The 14,366-nt window shown below is 58.9% G+C and carries 9 protein-coding genes; 2 read left to right on the top strand and 7 right to left on the bottom strand.

Annotated elements, in window-relative coordinates; genetic code table 11:
- Positions 1-16 precede the first annotated feature (16 nt).
- Complete coding sequence (locus ACI2KA_RS05895; RefSeq protein WP_404500106.1) at positions 17-319, top strand: hypothetical protein; 303 nt, start codon at positions 17-19, stop codon at positions 317-319.
- A gap of 154 nt (positions 320-473) precedes the next feature.
- Here ACI2KA_RS05895 and ACI2KA_RS05890 read toward each other — a convergent pair whose 3' ends face one another.
- The 3 genes from ACI2KA_RS05890 to ACI2KA_RS05880 all read right to left on the bottom strand — a co-directional run bounded on the left by ACI2KA_RS05890 (position 474) and on the right by ACI2KA_RS05880 (position 3,080).
- Positions 474-1,358, bottom strand: coding sequence for a hypothetical protein (locus ACI2KA_RS05890; RefSeq protein WP_404500104.1), 885 nt, complete (start codon positions 1,356-1,358; stop codon positions 474-476).
- Between the two features lie 9 nt (positions 1,359-1,367).
- A complete protein-coding gene (locus ACI2KA_RS05885; protein WP_404500102.1) occupies positions 1,368-1,601 on the bottom strand; it encodes a hypothetical protein in 234 nt (77 codons plus the stop codon).
- A 306-nt stretch (positions 1,602-1,907) separates the two neighbouring features.
- Complete coding sequence (locus tag ACI2KA_RS05880; RefSeq protein ID WP_404500101.1) at positions 1,908-3,080, bottom strand: hypothetical protein; 1,173 nt, start codon at positions 3,078-3,080, stop codon at positions 1,908-1,910.
- 310 nt (positions 3,081-3,390) lie between these two features.
- On the opposite strand from ACI2KA_RS05880, the gene ACI2KA_RS05875 reads away from it, so the two are divergent.
- Positions 3,391-4,326: an HNH endonuclease gene (locus ACI2KA_RS05875; protein ID WP_404500099.1), complete on the top strand. Its 936-nt coding sequence runs from the start codon at positions 3,391-3,393 to the stop codon at positions 4,324-4,326.
- A 107-nt stretch (positions 4,327-4,433) separates the two neighbouring features.
- Here the strand turns inward: ACI2KA_RS05875 and ACI2KA_RS05870 are convergent, their stop codons facing one another.
- From ACI2KA_RS05870 to ACI2KA_RS05855, 4 genes are read right to left on the bottom strand one after another with little or no spacing between them, the layout of a single operon-like run.
- Positions 4,434-5,189 (bottom strand): HNH endonuclease, encoded by a 756-nt coding sequence (locus ACI2KA_RS05870; RefSeq protein WP_404500097.1) that lies wholly within the window; start codon positions 5,187-5,189, stop codon positions 4,434-4,436.
- Positions 5,189-7,150: a DUF2326 domain-containing protein gene (locus tag ACI2KA_RS05865; protein ID WP_404500095.1), complete on the bottom strand. Its 1,962-nt coding sequence runs from the start codon at positions 7,148-7,150 to the stop codon at positions 5,189-5,191. The genes ACI2KA_RS05870 and ACI2KA_RS05865 overlap by 1 nt, the downstream gene beginning before the upstream one ends.
- Complete coding sequence (locus ACI2KA_RS05860) at positions 7,140-11,591, bottom strand: Eco57I restriction-modification methylase domain-containing protein (protein ID WP_404500093.1); 4,452 nt, start codon at positions 11,589-11,591, stop codon at positions 7,140-7,142. The genes ACI2KA_RS05865 and ACI2KA_RS05860 overlap by 11 nt, the downstream gene beginning before the upstream one ends.
- Positions 11,592-11,593: 2 nt before the next feature.
- Positions 11,594-14,365, bottom strand: a complete 2,772-nt coding sequence (locus tag ACI2KA_RS05855) for a DEAD/DEAH box helicase (protein ID WP_404500091.1) — start codon at positions 14,363-14,365, stop codon at positions 11,594-11,596.
- Position 14,366 lies beyond the last annotated feature (1 nt).

Here is a 14,366-nt window from a genome sequence, read left to right as displayed (position 1 = left end):
CGGAAACAATTTCCCCATGACCTGCGTGATGGGCAGAAGCATGATGGTCGCGAGAGACAGCAAGATCGTGCCGCTCGTTTGCTTTCTCGGTGAGCCAGTCGAGAACCAGGCGGCACGCTGGATCGCCGGACCATGCGTGGTAGGACAGCCGGTCAAGGAGCATGAGAGGAACGGCGGCGGCGGCGCCATGTCCTTATCGGGTGAACGCAAGTGCGAGGCCGACGACCAGCGCCGGGTCATCTTGGCAAACGCAACGACGCCGGCCTGCCAAAGCAGTGCTGCCAGTTTTAGCAGGACCGCGAAATTCGGGCGGCGATGATGAGGTGCGTACGGTTTCTACGGACACGCAAGATCTCCTCGCCGGTCCAATCTTGGTCACCGGCGTCTTCAGAGCATGAAGGGAACGGGGAAAGGCGGGCTGCGCGCATCCGCGCCGCAGCCATCACCTTAGTCAGAGCGAAAGACGGATTCCGTCAGGTGTCGAGTAGACGCCGCGCAAAACCGACGCGGATGTGCTGCGGAGGCCATGAGGCTGCGGCGTCATCTTCTGCCTCCGCGTCATCCCGACCGTCGTCGAACGGATCGTCGTCGCCACAGCGGCATCCGGACGGATGCTCATCGCAGCACGCCGGATCTTCACAGACCATGACGCGGGGGATGGCCCGAAGGATTCCAAGACGCCGGGAAGATGTGGAATTTGCAGCCGCCGATGTCAGCGATGGCGTTGCCGCATCCGGAATACCGAGCGCACGTCGCGCCTCGGCCTCCAGAAGCTGCTGCACGCGGCGCCCGAACCGCAGACGCAGTTCTGCCATGCAGTTGGCCGCGCCATCGATCTCTAGCAGATCGTCGATCTCGGACAGTGCCCATACGCCCGCCGCATGGTCGCTCGGGCGGCTCGCGCCATCAATGATGGCAACGCCCACTGTCTCGACCATAAGCCGCTTCTGGGTCTTGTAGAGCCAGTCCGGCAGGATCATTGCCGACGCCAACATCCTGAGTTTCAGCTCTTCCAGCCGGCTGGTATCGCCGTAAGACGCGAGCGAGCGTTTCAGATCCAGCACGAAGGCGGCGCGCTTTGCGCGGTTCACAAGGATCAGGTCCGGCGTGTAGCTGCCCTTCGCAGGCGCGTCGCAATCGAGGCGCACTCCCTCAAGATGCTGCCAGTCATTGCCGGCGACAGCTTCGATCGCCGCCTTCACCAGTGGTAACTTGATCGACTGCATGAGGACCACGAGGTCAGGGTTGACCTTTGCCAGTCGCTCGACGGCCTGCTCCAACAGCTTGCCCTCACGAAACGACACGGCGCGCACGAGCGAGGCGATGTTGACGTAGTGACCCAGGATCTCGTCTTCCACCGGCTCGCCTTAGGCAATCGCGGCGATGGCCTTGTCGATCAGGACGTCGAAGTCCAATTCGATGTCGGAGTAGCGCACCAGATGTGGATGACGACGCAGCACCGGCGGCTCAGCGTGGCCAGCAAAGCGCTCGGCAAAGTGACGGCGCGGAGACGGGGCCGTCGAGTGGTTGATGATGGAAGAAGCCGCAGACGCGGCGCGCGGAACTTCCCCGACGGGGGACGAAGAGTGTAGGTTGGTCAAAGCCCGATTCCTTTCACGAGAAGGCTTGAGGGTCAGGCCCTTGTCGGTGGTGCAAACACCGGCTTGGGCCGCTTGCTCCGATCACCTCGGAGCCGCCTATACCTGACAGGACCCGGACCGGATCCAAAGGACTTCTTTGCGAAAACGAGAACAGATCCCGAACAAGGTTAACGCGGGACCTATATACGAATGTCGCCAACCGCCTAGTGGTAGATAGCTCATCTCCGACTTGCCGCTTAAGTATGAGTCAGAAGCCGACCGCGACGCAGGAATCAAGAAAGGGGCTCGAAAGCCCCTTTCTTAGGTTCAGTCCGCCGAAAGCTCGACGGTCTTCGACTTCATCCAAGCCGGTTTCCTCAGCGTCGACCGGTTTTCGGTAGAAACCATCGGGATCACGTTTGAGGCGTCGGCTTCGGTTACTGAAGCCGGACGCGCCAGGAACGCCGGCGGCTGGTAGTCGTCGACGGCAGTACCCTCGCCATCCGCCGGATCAAGGCTCGGCGACTCGATCCGCACGACGCCACCAAGTGATTCCAAACCGACTCGCATTAGCGCATCTGGCGATTTCAGAGCATCTGAGCGTTCAAGCGGCCAGTCGGGTTGCTTCGTCCGGGACACCGACCATTCAAGCAGTGGAAGCACCTCCTGGCTCAACCAAGCCTCAAGTCCTTTTGCCTCGGGCCAAGACTCCCGGTTGCCAAGATGGTCCAACGTCTGGAATACCTTGTACCAGTGACTCCCAGCAGGAAGCTCGTTCTCGGAAAGCTTTCGGACGTCAACGTCGCCGGGCGCGTCCAGAAGCAGCACGTTGCCCAAGCTGCGTTTGGCCGATCGGGCCACGGGCTCGAGCTTCGGGATGAGCGCCGTTTTCTGCAGACGCTTCCCCTTGCTCTCGAGAGCACTGACGACTGCCTCAGTAAGAGCAGCAGCACTCTGAACGAACGCGGCGATGCCATCCTTCGTCTTGATGTCGATCAGCGCTCGCAGGCCGGATAGTCCACCGATGTCAGCGAGTTCAGTAGCGGTCTCGTTTTCAGACGCTGTCTCGAAGCGCTCGGCAAGCAAGGTCTTCACCTCGCTAACCCGGATGCCCTCATGCTCCTCGGCGAAAGCCAAGGCAGCCTCGACCTTTTCCCCAGGCGCCGACGCCAAATGGAAAAGGACCGTCGGACTGACGGCAAGTGTGACTGCTCGATCTCGAAAGACCGAGAGGTTTCGAGCAACAGCCCGATAGTTCCGGGCCGTCTTCGAGGAGATGTCGCATCGCTGCGATACCCATTTCTCGAAGGTGCCCGGCTCTACGTGCTCGGATGCCTGCTCCAGAAGCGCGCCAAGTTCGAAAGCCTGTTCCGTGGAACGACGCCCCAAAGCCTGGATGCCAATAGCCGCAGCTTCCAACGCCTTCATGCTCTGTGCGCCGATGTCGAGCGCATCGTAGTCAAAGCGGGCGGTCGCCCGTTTTGTTGTCTTGTTGGTCATGTCAAAGATCCTTGCAGGTTGCAAAAGCATCAACTGCGTTTTCGCGGTTGATATAAGTATTATCGCATTGCAAGCAATCGTACACAATGTTTACCAAAAGTTGTCTTGATAGTTTATTCTAAGAAATCAAATTTATTACGTTAAGTTTTACTTATTTTTTCTATGTATTAGCGGTTTTAAATTTATTTTTACTTAATCGCAAGAGAGTAGCGATATTGCTCCTTTTGGTTGTGCCACCATCGGTAAAGTGCCCATTCTCGAGAGCCCGCCAACCTGGTACCAGATACGCAGTTCCATAAAGAGTGACACGATGTCGAAGGCAGTGCTGACAACGAAACTCGTTCCGACCTACGACGATCTTCCGGAACAGCGGTATCACTTCCCCCGAACCTACCTGCGTCAGGTCGAAGCGGCCAGAGGTGACTGGATCGTCTATTACGAACCGCGACGTCCAAGCGGCGATTTGATGAAGACCGGCGGCAAGCAGGCATATTTCGCGACCGCCCGGATCACCGACATAGTCCCGGATCCGTCGAGGCCGGATCATTTCTACGCACTCATCGAGGATTTCCTACCGTTCGATCATGCGGTGGCGTTCAAGGACGCCGACCACTATTACGAAAGCGGCCTTCGCAAGGAGGACGGCTCGACTAACAAAGGTGCGTTCGGCCGCGCCGTGCGAAATATTCCCGATGCCGAATACGACATGATCCTGGCGGCAGGCTTTGCTCATATCCTTGGAAATCGTGACCGAGAGCGCCCGACGCCTGATCCTGCTGAAGAAGCGCGCATAGGATTTGGCGATAACCCGCAGATGCCGTTCGAGATTGACAGGGTCGATCGTCGGATCGTGTCGCAGGTTGTCCAACGCCCTTTCCGAGACAGAGCATTCTCCGCGGCCATCAAGACAGCCTATCACGACACCTGCGCCGTGACCGGCCTCAAACTTTTCAACGGTGGCGGCCGATCTGAAGTACAAGCCGCCCACATTCGCCCGGTTTCGCATGGCGGCCCGGACAGTGTCCGCAATGGCTTGGCCCTATCAGGGACGGTCCATTGGATGTTTGATCGCGGTCTGATTTCGGTGGACGACGATTACAGCATGCTGGTTGCCAGTGGCAACGTACCAGACACGATCTCGCGGCTGATGAATCCCGAGCGGCGCCTTCTGGTGCCAGCACGTGCTGACGAGAGGCCGCATTCGCAATTCCTGCAGTATCATCGCGAGCGGGTATTCAAAGGTTGAGATAGCGGAAATTATTTCCGCTTTCATCGCGGCTTCCTGGCTGGCAGGATGGCAGGGCTACAGTCTTCAGCAGGGCCATCTGATTTCATCAGCCTCCCCGGGAATGGCTACTCCGCTATGTATGAAAACGCCGCTCGGTGCCATGACAACTTCTCTCGATGCTTATCGCTTAAAGGAAGTGGAGTTTCCCAACGGAGCAGCGCCCTTCCTTCTAAACTAAGGGCGGGCGAGAAAAGCGGCCTACCTATGTCGTCGAAACTCACAAGACCGCTATCGAATGCGGCATCCCACATGGCTGACAGGAGTAGGCCATTGTGGACGTCAAGCCGCTCGGCATCGCTGTCGCAATCCTTCCAAGGTTTGATGTGGGAGGCTCGGAGAAGCCCTTTGTCGGCAATACCCGTCAAAGGGCAACGTCCCTGCCAGTATGCCATCAGCCGTTCGCGAAAGATGTTTTGCCCGACCCGCTGAACGACAAGGCGTTCCGCTTCGGTCGCTTTCGGAAGACCCTTCGTCTGGTATAAGAACTCCTGGAGCGGCGCATCCGGAAGGCTGACGGCAAGTTCGTAAACTCGCGGCATCGCCGCATAAAGCATAGCTAAATCCGCGAACCGATACCGCGCAAGGCCCGGCCCTCCCCCATCAACCGGTTCCAGACCAATCTCTGAGACGATGCCGGGGTGATCTATCGCAACTATCCAGCCGCCCGTATGTTCGCGTGCGAGCCAAAGTGAGCCTTGCGCAGTTGTCGAGGTGTAGTGCCGCCAGCCGTTTAGCTCCTCATGTGGCCGCCGGAATCCGTTCTGAAATGCTACCTTGTCGCATTCCTGACGGATGACAAAAGACTGCGGCGACTCAATCATCAGAAGTCCATTGCGAACAGCCGCGCCTCAGGCGGCGTCGATGAAAGTTGGAGCCGCAACGCGGGATGATCAAGCGTGATCTGTGAGGGCGCCGTTGTTGTCGTGACTATATACTGGAATGAGGGCGGACTTCCCTTTTCCTCCAAACTGAGAGCGAAATCAAAAAGATTGGCGTAGATGCCGGCGTCTAGGTCTGCTTCGCGTGGGCTGTCGTGGATAAGAAAGGACGGCATGTCGGCCTTACCATTCACAGACAGAATCATTGTGGCGAGATCGAAGGCTACGATTTTGAAAGACTCGACAGCGGCAGTTGATAGTCCCGCGCCGCGTTCCAGCGAAATCTCCGGATGAAGGCCGTTGCCATCGAGCTTCATTTTACCAAAACAGCCTTTAGGCATCAGTGTGGCGACCAGTTGCCCAAAAAGCCCCGCTAGATCACCGATTGCTGCCGCGGCACGCTCTCGCTCAAGCGCCGTCTTCTGCCGCGCCCCTTCTAGTTTTTTGTCAATGAGGGCTAGGCGTTGAGCTATCCCAACACGATCCTTCAATTGAAGGTCAAACCAAGTTGTCTCTCTTACCAGTTCGCTCGCTCGATTAACTGCTTTATTAGTGGCCGACATCTGCTGTTCAAGCTGAGCAAATGAATCATCGATCTGAGCGATCTCTCGGTCTAATCGGAGAATCTCTCGGTCTAGTTTGTCGATTTCTGCTGGCAAAGCGCGTTGCTGGCGCTCTAGCTCCCTTATCTGTTGCTCGGCCAGCGCAATCCTTGACCGCACTTCGTCGAGGTTGCAACGCTCCAATGAGATGCCGCATCCATTGGCCGTCACTTCATTTATGTCGACGTGACAAATTGTACAGCGGACAATGACACCGGTTTCCAGCCTTGCCTGCTCGGTTCCCTGTTCAGCGCGGGCGGCAGAAACCTGACTCGGAAGACTATGAAATAGGGCTTTCTTCTCAGCTCTCGCGTCACTGCTCTTGTTGCGTTCGGATTGCAGAATTTGGCGTTTCTCGCGCAGCCCGTCGCCTGGTCTTTGACCTTTTGCGTGCTCAGCACCAACGGCCTTTGCAAGCACTTCATTCGCCTTGTCGATGAGTTCCTTGCGGACCAATTCCTCGGTCGGATCACGCTCCTTCGGGAAAGAAAGCCTTTCACAAAGCTCCGAAAACCGTTGGCTTTGAAACCAGTCGAGATGACCGAGCCTCTCGCGCAGATTATCCCGCTCGCGCGCAAGTGCTCTGGCCTCGGCAGTGGCTTGGATTTCGTCAGCGGAAAGTGCCCGGATCGCAAGGCGCACCACAGTCAGCTTTGTTTCAAGAGAGAGCTCTTGTGCAGGTGATCCTGAGCCGGATCGCTTGGACCGCCAATCAAACACGTCATCCAGCCGACACTCCTGATCGCGGGTGAGCCATGCGAGCAAGACGTCCCAAACTTGTCCAGCCTTCAAGTTGTCAGGAATCTGATCCCTATATCGGGCACAAAAACGATCCGAAATGACTGGCGCGATGCTTGGAGGCTCAGTAGCGACCAGAAGCTGGTCGAAAGTCTCCTCGATGCGCTCCGCACGTGCAGCGCGTGATGGCAGGTTCATGCCGATTGGACGGGTCACCACCCAGCATTCACCATCAATGATAATCTCCGCTCCAACAAAACCATTTGGCAGCTTCTGCTGCATGAGCGTGCGCTGTTCTTCGTTAGAGAAGTGCCGCTCGCCCAGGCAATAACGGATCAGACGGCAGAACGTTGTTTTGCCACTGCCGTGAGGTGTGGCGCCAGTCCCGTTCGTCGAGAGATCCGGCGACCAGACAATATTGACTCCGCGCCGAAGCGGAATGTCACGCAGCAAGGTCTGAGGGTCCTGCCAGAGCGCTATGCGTCGAACCCACAGCCTTGGTCCTTGCTGACCTTCCGGCAAGGTGAGCTCAATTTCGGCCGGCTGAAACAGATCAGGCTGCAACACGGCCCTCCCGGATGAATGGTAGGATAACCGCCGGAACCCGCACCAACCCCTGATCGAGACTTATGCCTTTGAGCCGAGACCAAGCGAAAAGTGCGCGACCGACAGCAGGATCATTTGCATTCAAGGTTGATCGATCGAGCCTCTTCCCTGCGCCCCAGAGCGTGCCGTCGCTCGAAACATCTAACACGGCCGATGAAACGAGGGCATTGAATGCTGTACCCCATGCAACATTTGTTGGCGGAACGAGCTGGGTCACTTTGCTCGGGTGTGCCACGAGACGTTGCCACTCGCGACGATCTTCTTCAGATAGAAAACCATCAAGGAGAGCCGGCTGCAGGCAGGCCAGCGCGGCCAGCCGGACGCGACGCACGTCGGAAGGTTCCGGCAGAATACCCACTAAAGCGCGAAGCTGGGCGCGCACCCTTTCACTTTCGTTGTTAGCTTGCGGCCAAGACCAAACTGCATCCGGTAACTGTCCGAGCGACGGAAGCTCGATCGGCTGCGCAGCAGCAGAAATCGGATCGCCCATACCGAGTGCGGCAAATGTCCCCTCTTGCTCCATCCTGTCCCAGGCTTCGAGGACAAGGCGGCGGGTGCGGTATTCACCGTGTTGACGGATTTCCTTTTCCTTGAGGACGCGGAAGGTTTCCGAGGGGTAGCCGGGGCCTTTCACGTCGGCGGGGTCGAGGATGTAGCGCAGCTCGTCGCGGCTCAAGCCGTAGGCGCGGGCGTAGAAGGCGTCGAGTTCGGCGCGCAGATGGGCGCGGCGGTCCTCGTCCCAGGCGAAGGGAGGTCCGTCATAGCCTAGATCGCGGGCAAAGGAGGCGAGGCCGTGCGAGGTGTAGGTGAGTTCCAACACCTTCGGGGTGATAAAGGTGAGGCGTGGCTCGGTGTAGAAGCTTGGAGGCAAGATAGGCAATTGCACCAGCATAAAGACGGCAAGCGTTGTCGCGCTAACTTTTTGACGCGCAAGATAGTCAACCGTTAGAGAATTGAGACAAGCTGTGAAGGCTGCATGCACCTTCGGCGACGTTGGAAGGAAAAATAGCCGAATCTTATGGTTCACAGCAACATCTGGAACAATCGACGCAATGAGCGTCCGTTCGTTGGTCGCGTTCGAGATATCTCGCCAGCCGGTTAACCACTTTCGAGTCCACCCCATCGTCGCAGCGCGGGCATCACGCAAGGAGGCGTCGATCCAATATCGAGGCGACGGCTCGAATGTGGGCGATGCCTTATGTTGGAGGTCGAACTCCTCGGCATCACCACCAGCGTTGTACCCTGACCAACGATGGTCGAATTGATGCGCCATCTTGGCTTCGAATAATGGAATGAAACGTGCCGGCTTTTGTCCATTAACGGAATGCCATTCATTGCCCACTTGTTCAAACCCAGATGCGGCTAGCTGGGTACCGGTATGGAACAGATGGCTGCTATCAGCCATGTCGAACATCTTTGTCATGTAGGAAAACCGCCACGGATTACCCGTTGGGCCTTTGCATTCCTCGACCAGCACCGGCACACGGGCATAAATATTGGAAGTGAGTTCCGCGTCAGCTCTGGAGCGGAACACCGGCACAGTCTTGGTATTGGGATTGATGGCGGCAATCTGTAGCGGCGAAAGGACAAAGCTACGTTCGGGTTCTGCCAATTGGGCTGTGTTCGTGAGGAAGAAACTGAAATGGGCCTCAGCCACCTGTCGACCCAAGGTGAGCAGACAGAATTTCATGCGGCTGTCTACTGCCGGGAACAGACCCTCCCTGTTCTCTACATCGATCAACCGCGCAAGCTGGCGCTGGTCTACAAGATGGGCGAAGAACGGCGCTGTGGTTGCGTCAGTTGCGATTCCCGTCGGCACGATCAGGCCCGCGCTCGCGCGCGAAAGTTTGGCAAACAACTCGGCGAACAATGCATAAGTGTTCACGTCACCCCGTCCTGTGAGTGCAAAGCGCCCGCCATCCTCCCCTGGTACCCGAACGAATTCACTGGTCGCTTCAGCCTCACGCTTGGCTTGTGTGAATGTATTAAACAGCTCCCGCTCGCGCGATCCAGGGGCGGCACCCGCCAACAACTTGATTAGCCGATCGCGCGCTGCCTTGTTGGTGGCATTGGCAATCTCAGGCGAGCGCGCAGCGAAGAACTCCTGCTCTTGCAGCTTGATCCGCTCCCACGGTGGATTGCCCAACACCACGTCGAAACCGCCGCGCTGCATCACATCTGGGAACTCAAGTGGCCAGTGAAAAACGCGGGCGCGAAGGGCGGTCGTAGGCGCCTCGACCATCACCTGGCGCATCTTGCCCTGATTAAGCGCCATCCACATTTCTTCGGTCGTCGGCACCGTCCGCTCTGACGCACCTGCCGGTGCACCACCGACCTTGGGCAGCAGGAAGGCCGCAACATAAAGATCCGCCGCCGCCTTGGCGCGGACAAAGGTCTGTCCCTTGCGCAGTTCCTTGAATCGCTTGGCCTTGGCGCCGATCTGCTCGACCGTATCCTCGGGCAGGTCGCGGAAGCCCGAAAAATCCAGAGCCAGAGGCTTCATCGCGGGCATCGACGCCTGACCGGTGCCAAAGTCGAACCCGCCTTGACCCGCCGTCGCATCGCGATTGGCCTTGAGGTAGTATTTCGCGGTTTCCTTATCGTCGCCGGTCAGCGGCTTGTAAGCGGCATCAGGGATGCCCTCCTGCAGCACCTGCGTATCGAACACCCCGAGCAGTGCATCGCCGCAGCGGATCTGTGCGTCGAAGAAGCCCAGCGGTAGGCCGGGGTCCACCGTCTCGATCCAGAGCGCGACCTTGGTCAACTCCACCGCCATCGGGTTGCGGTCGACCCCGTGGATACAGCAGCGCGCGACATCTCGCAGCGCATGGCGGAAATCGGCGAGCGAGGGCGTCCCCTCGGCCCGGATGCGCGCGAGCCGCGTGGCGATGCGGCGGGCGGCGGCCAGCAGGAAGTGGCCCGACCCGCAGGCGGGGTCGATGACCGAGAGTTTCAAGAGCGCCTTGGCGGGATCGTCCGCCTCGGCCTCGGTCTTGTCGAGAACCGGATCGAGCGCGGTGTCGAGCAGCGCCTGGACGAGGCTGTCGGGCGTGTAGTAGGAGCCGGTGGTCTTGCGCTGATTGCCCTTCTGCTCGGCCGCCTCGGAGGCGAAGACGAGCGTCTTGCCATCGTCGCCCAACTGCGGCTGCAGTTCGAGGAGGGATTCGTAGACTGAACCCAGCTCTTCGGTCTCCATCGCGCGCCAGTTGACCGGCACCATGCCGTTCTTGTCCGCGAGCCAAGAGAGGCGGTAGAGCGCCTCCATGAAGGCGCGGTTGCGCAGCGTAGCGGTTTCGAGGTGGGGTAGTCTGTCTTCGGCGAATAGGCCGCCGAGAGCGGGCAGCGAGAGTACAGGCTGGCCATGCGTAAGGGCGCGGAAAACGACCTTCACGGCTTCATAACGGTCATGGTGCTTGTCCCAGGTGGCGGCGCGATAGCATTGCTTACGCAGCGACTGCAGCGAGTAACCTTCGGCGTAAAGGTTGCGGGCCTCGGGCCTAGCCTTGTCTGGATGAAGCAGGTTGCGGTCTTCAGCCACCATAAGGAAGATCAGGCGGTAGACGAGGCGCAGGAGTTCGTTAAACCACTCAGTGAGGTTCACTTCTCCGGAGTGCAGCTTGGCCGCAAGATCGGGATTGGCTTCGAGGAAGCCGGAGCCGAGAAGCTTTAGGGCAAGCTGGACCTGATATGCTAGGCGATCACGCGCAGCTTCGCCTTCCTTGGAGCCGGCGTCGCGCCACCGCTCGAGGGGGCAATCGGTGGCAGGGGTCTCTGCAGCGCCAAAGCGGGAACGGTGGATCAAAAGCCAGAGCACGGCGAAGGAAGCGATGTCTTCGTTCGTGAACATCTGGGCGAGATCCGCCTCGATGTATGCGGGTCTGGTCAGCGAGGCATTATCACGCATCAAGCGCAACTGCATGCCGTTGGTCACGATGCCCCACAGGGCATCGTCACTGTCGTTCAGGTGGTCCTGGAGCGCGAAGGCCGGGGAGCGAGATCGATCCGTCGAGAGCGTCGGGCTGCGTCGGTCAAGTTGCTCTTGAGGAGGGGCGACCACGATGGGCACACGGCCAGATGCCGATAGGGCAATCGGTGCCGATGCGACAGCGAGGTCAGCATACCCGAAGGTCTCCCTGACTAGACCGGAAATGAAGCGCGTGGTCGCGGCAGCCGACGGGTGCTCAATCCTGGCGAAGGCGTCGAAATGCGATTGGCCCACACGGAAGGCCGTCGCGATTTCCTCGCGGATCTGCAGACCTTTGCGAACCGAATAGTCCTCGGGGGACTGCTCCGGAGCCTGGCGCTGATCGATCTTGGCGATCATTGCCGGAGCAATCAGGTTGCCTTCCAGGCTCAGTGAGGGCCATGCCGACATGTCGGTGATGGTTTTGCGCGCCATGATTACACCTCCCCTGGGACGAGCACGAAGAGGCCAATGACATCAGGGGGAATGATCGGCTCAACACTTACACGCGACGTCGAACCGGCGGCCGAACGGAGACGTGCGTGGTCTTCATCCAACTCCGCCGCGCGCTTTCGGACAAACTCGGCAATCGGACCAGCCAGCAGATCCGGGAGTGCCGCCCGCGCCGCGTTGATTATGCGATCTCGGGCAACTGGTGCGAGGTCTGCAGTGGCGGGAGAGGCCAGCAGTTCGCGTGCCTTGCTGCCAGAAGCAATGACAGTGTTGCTGTCGAGGGCAACGAGCGCTGCCTCTTCAGCCAGCAAAAGGCGTTCGCGTCTTGCATGAACCGTTAGCTTGTAGCGAATGCGCAGAAGCGCGACGCGTGTCATCTGGGAGACGGCAGCACTTGGCCAGGCACCGACACGACCGATGCCCAGGTCCGGGAGCGCCTCACTGTCCAGCGAAGCCTCAAGGAGGCTTTCCGCCAGGGAGGACGTCAGCGGATGTGTTCTAGTCAGGAGGGATGTCCCTGACGGCGCTGGCTCCTGCAGTGCAAGCTTGATGGATCCCTTGAGGCCACGTTGTTCCAACGTTTCCTTCAGACTGGGCTGAAGAGCATGGACATGTGCAAGCTGCAATGACTTCTTCTTTTCCAGTGGAACTCCGAACCGCGACATGGCCCGCTCGACAAATTCAAGCGTCTCATCCGGTGACCCGAGCAGAGATTTGACCTTCTCCCATTCCGGGACGACCTCACTCGGCTTCATCGCATTCTGCGCAAATCGAGCACGCGACCGCTTTTCGTTTTCACTTGCATCTCGCCACCGGGTCTCCATCACCTGGATACCGTTGGTCAGTTGCAGGTCGAGGGTGAGCTGCTGTTGTACTCCGCCACCGCGGCGAAGCATCATCGCGGCCATCAGCGCATCGGTGACCGGCCCACGCTCATCAGGTAGAGGCACTGTCACGCCAGTTGCCTTGCGTATTTCCTCTGCCTTACGAAGGATGACGTCGAGCACGGCGCCGTCGATCGCACTGTCGGGCGAGAACATCATGATAGACCGCACGAGCTCGGCAGGCTGGCCGAAACGATCCACACGGCCTTCGCGCTGTTGATGGCGTGTCGGATTCCAGGAGAGATCGTAGTGGATCACCGTGTCGAACAGTTGCTGAAGGTTGATACCCTCCGACAGGCAGTCGGTAGCGACGAGAACGCGCTGCTCATCAGCGTCAGAATTCACGGCTGCCATTTCGGCAACGCGATCGCGGCGTTCGTCCGGTGTCAGCTCTCCCGTCACTGCTTGCACGTTCAGCTTCGTGAAGGCTTTGCGAAGCCCTTCCTTCACATGTTCCGCCGTCGCGAGGTAGCGGCAGAAAACGACAGGATTCGCGCCTTCCTTGATCAAAGGCTTGAGGGCCTTGATGAGGGCGTTCAGCTTGGGATCATCCGCTGAAAGAAGTGTGCTGGCCTTATCAAGCAGCCCTTGGAGCGCGGGATCGCTGGAGAAGACCGTGTTCGGCTCGATATCAACGGCGTCTTCATCGTCGCCATCCTCGTCGAAGATCTGCGGCTCGAGGCGTTCATCTTCGTTAGACGCCCGATTTCGCAGCGCACTCATTGCCGCAGCAGGAGATGACCCGACACAGCGCATCAGTGCCAGCGTGCCCCAGAAGGCAAGACGGCGATCCTTCTGCGTATCTCCCGCCCGAGAGACGACAGCGAAGCAATAATCGAGGACGGCCTCATGAAATGCTCGATGTTCGTCGTTCAGACGGTACGAGTATTCGGTGGTCTCGTGTTTGGGGAAGGCACGGTTTTCGTCCCATGCCCCCTCGACGAGATCGACGCGTCGCCGCTGAACGAATTGTCTGGCAAGGCGCTCTCGGTACTTTGGGTCATCAAAGTTCACGGTACCGAACTCCCGGTCGATCACCGACAGGAGCCGGGCGAAAGCTTCTTCATCCCCGGAATGCGGCGTTGCTGTCAGCAAGATCAGCCGACGCTCGGGATCGCGTGAAAGGCCTTGCAGCAAGTCGAAGCGCTGCTGCCTCCCTTTATGGGTCCCAACGCAGGCATGGGCTTCATCTACGATCACGAAGTCTGGGCACGCCCTGGCAAAGCCATCGCGACGCTTTTCGGCCTTGATGTAGTCGAGACTGACGACTGTGAACGGGTAAGCATCGAACAAGGTCTGCGCCAACGGGAGATTTCGCTCCAGACGTGCGGCCGTCCCGGAGGTGACGGCAACAGCGTCGATCCCGAACCTGTCCTTCAGCTCGATGATCCACTGATCAACGAGATGAGGCGGGCATAACACCGAAAAGGCGTCGACCTCACCACGATCCATGAGTTCGCGAAGAATCAGGCCCGCTTCGATCGTCTTACCGATGCCGACGTCGTCAGCGATCAGTAGGCGTGGCACCTGGAGGCGCAAAGCCATCAACAATGGAACGAGTTGGTAGCTGCGCGGCTCGAATGCGAGCTGCGCGGCCGAGCGGAACGGCCCCGCGCCGCGACGAAGGGTCAGCCGGAGCGAATCCGCAAGGAGTGCCGCCTTCGACTGGACTGTCGGGCGGGCATCGTCCGGCAGGTCAAAGCGAGCAGCTTCGACAGGCGTCAGTTCGAGATCCGGTGCGAGAACGACGATGTCGTTTTCGTTACCTGAGAGAGGGCGCAGAGCGAGGAGCCCCTCCGCGGGTGTCGGCAAAGCTACCCATTCCCGGCCGCGTGCTTTGACTAGGTCGCCAGGAGTAAAATTCAGTGTCATA

The sequence above is a fragment of the Agrobacterium sp. NPDC089420 genome (assembly GCF_044900305.1).
Classification (GTDB): domain Bacteria; phylum Pseudomonadota; class Alphaproteobacteria; order Rhizobiales; family Rhizobiaceae; genus Agrobacterium.
This window is presented reverse-complemented; position numbering and strand designations above follow the sequence as displayed.

Excerpts from the sequence above, each read along its gene's own strand:
- ACI2KA_RS05895 (WP_404500106.1), top strand. The coding sequence starts at position 17 with ATGACCTGCGTGATGGGCAGAAGCATGATGGTCGCGAGAGACAGCAAG.
- ACI2KA_RS05880 (WP_404500101.1), bottom strand. The coding sequence starts at position 3,080 with ATGACCAACAAGACAACAAAACGGGCGACCGCCCGCTTTGACTACGAT.
- ACI2KA_RS05875 (WP_404500099.1), top strand. The coding sequence starts at position 3,391 with ATGTCGAAGGCAGTGCTGACAACGAAACTCGTTCCGACCTACGACGAT.
- ACI2KA_RS05870 (WP_404500097.1), bottom strand. The coding sequence starts at position 5,189 with ATGATTGAGTCGCCGCAGTCTTTTGTCATCCGTCAGGAATGCGACAAG.
- ACI2KA_RS05860 (WP_404500093.1), bottom strand. The coding sequence starts at position 11,591 with ATGGCGCGCAAAACCATCACCGACATGTCGGCATGGCCCTCACTGAGC.
- ACI2KA_RS05855 (WP_404500091.1), bottom strand. The coding sequence starts at position 14,365 with ATGACACTGAATTTTACTCCTGGCGACCTAGTCAAAGCACGCGGCCGG.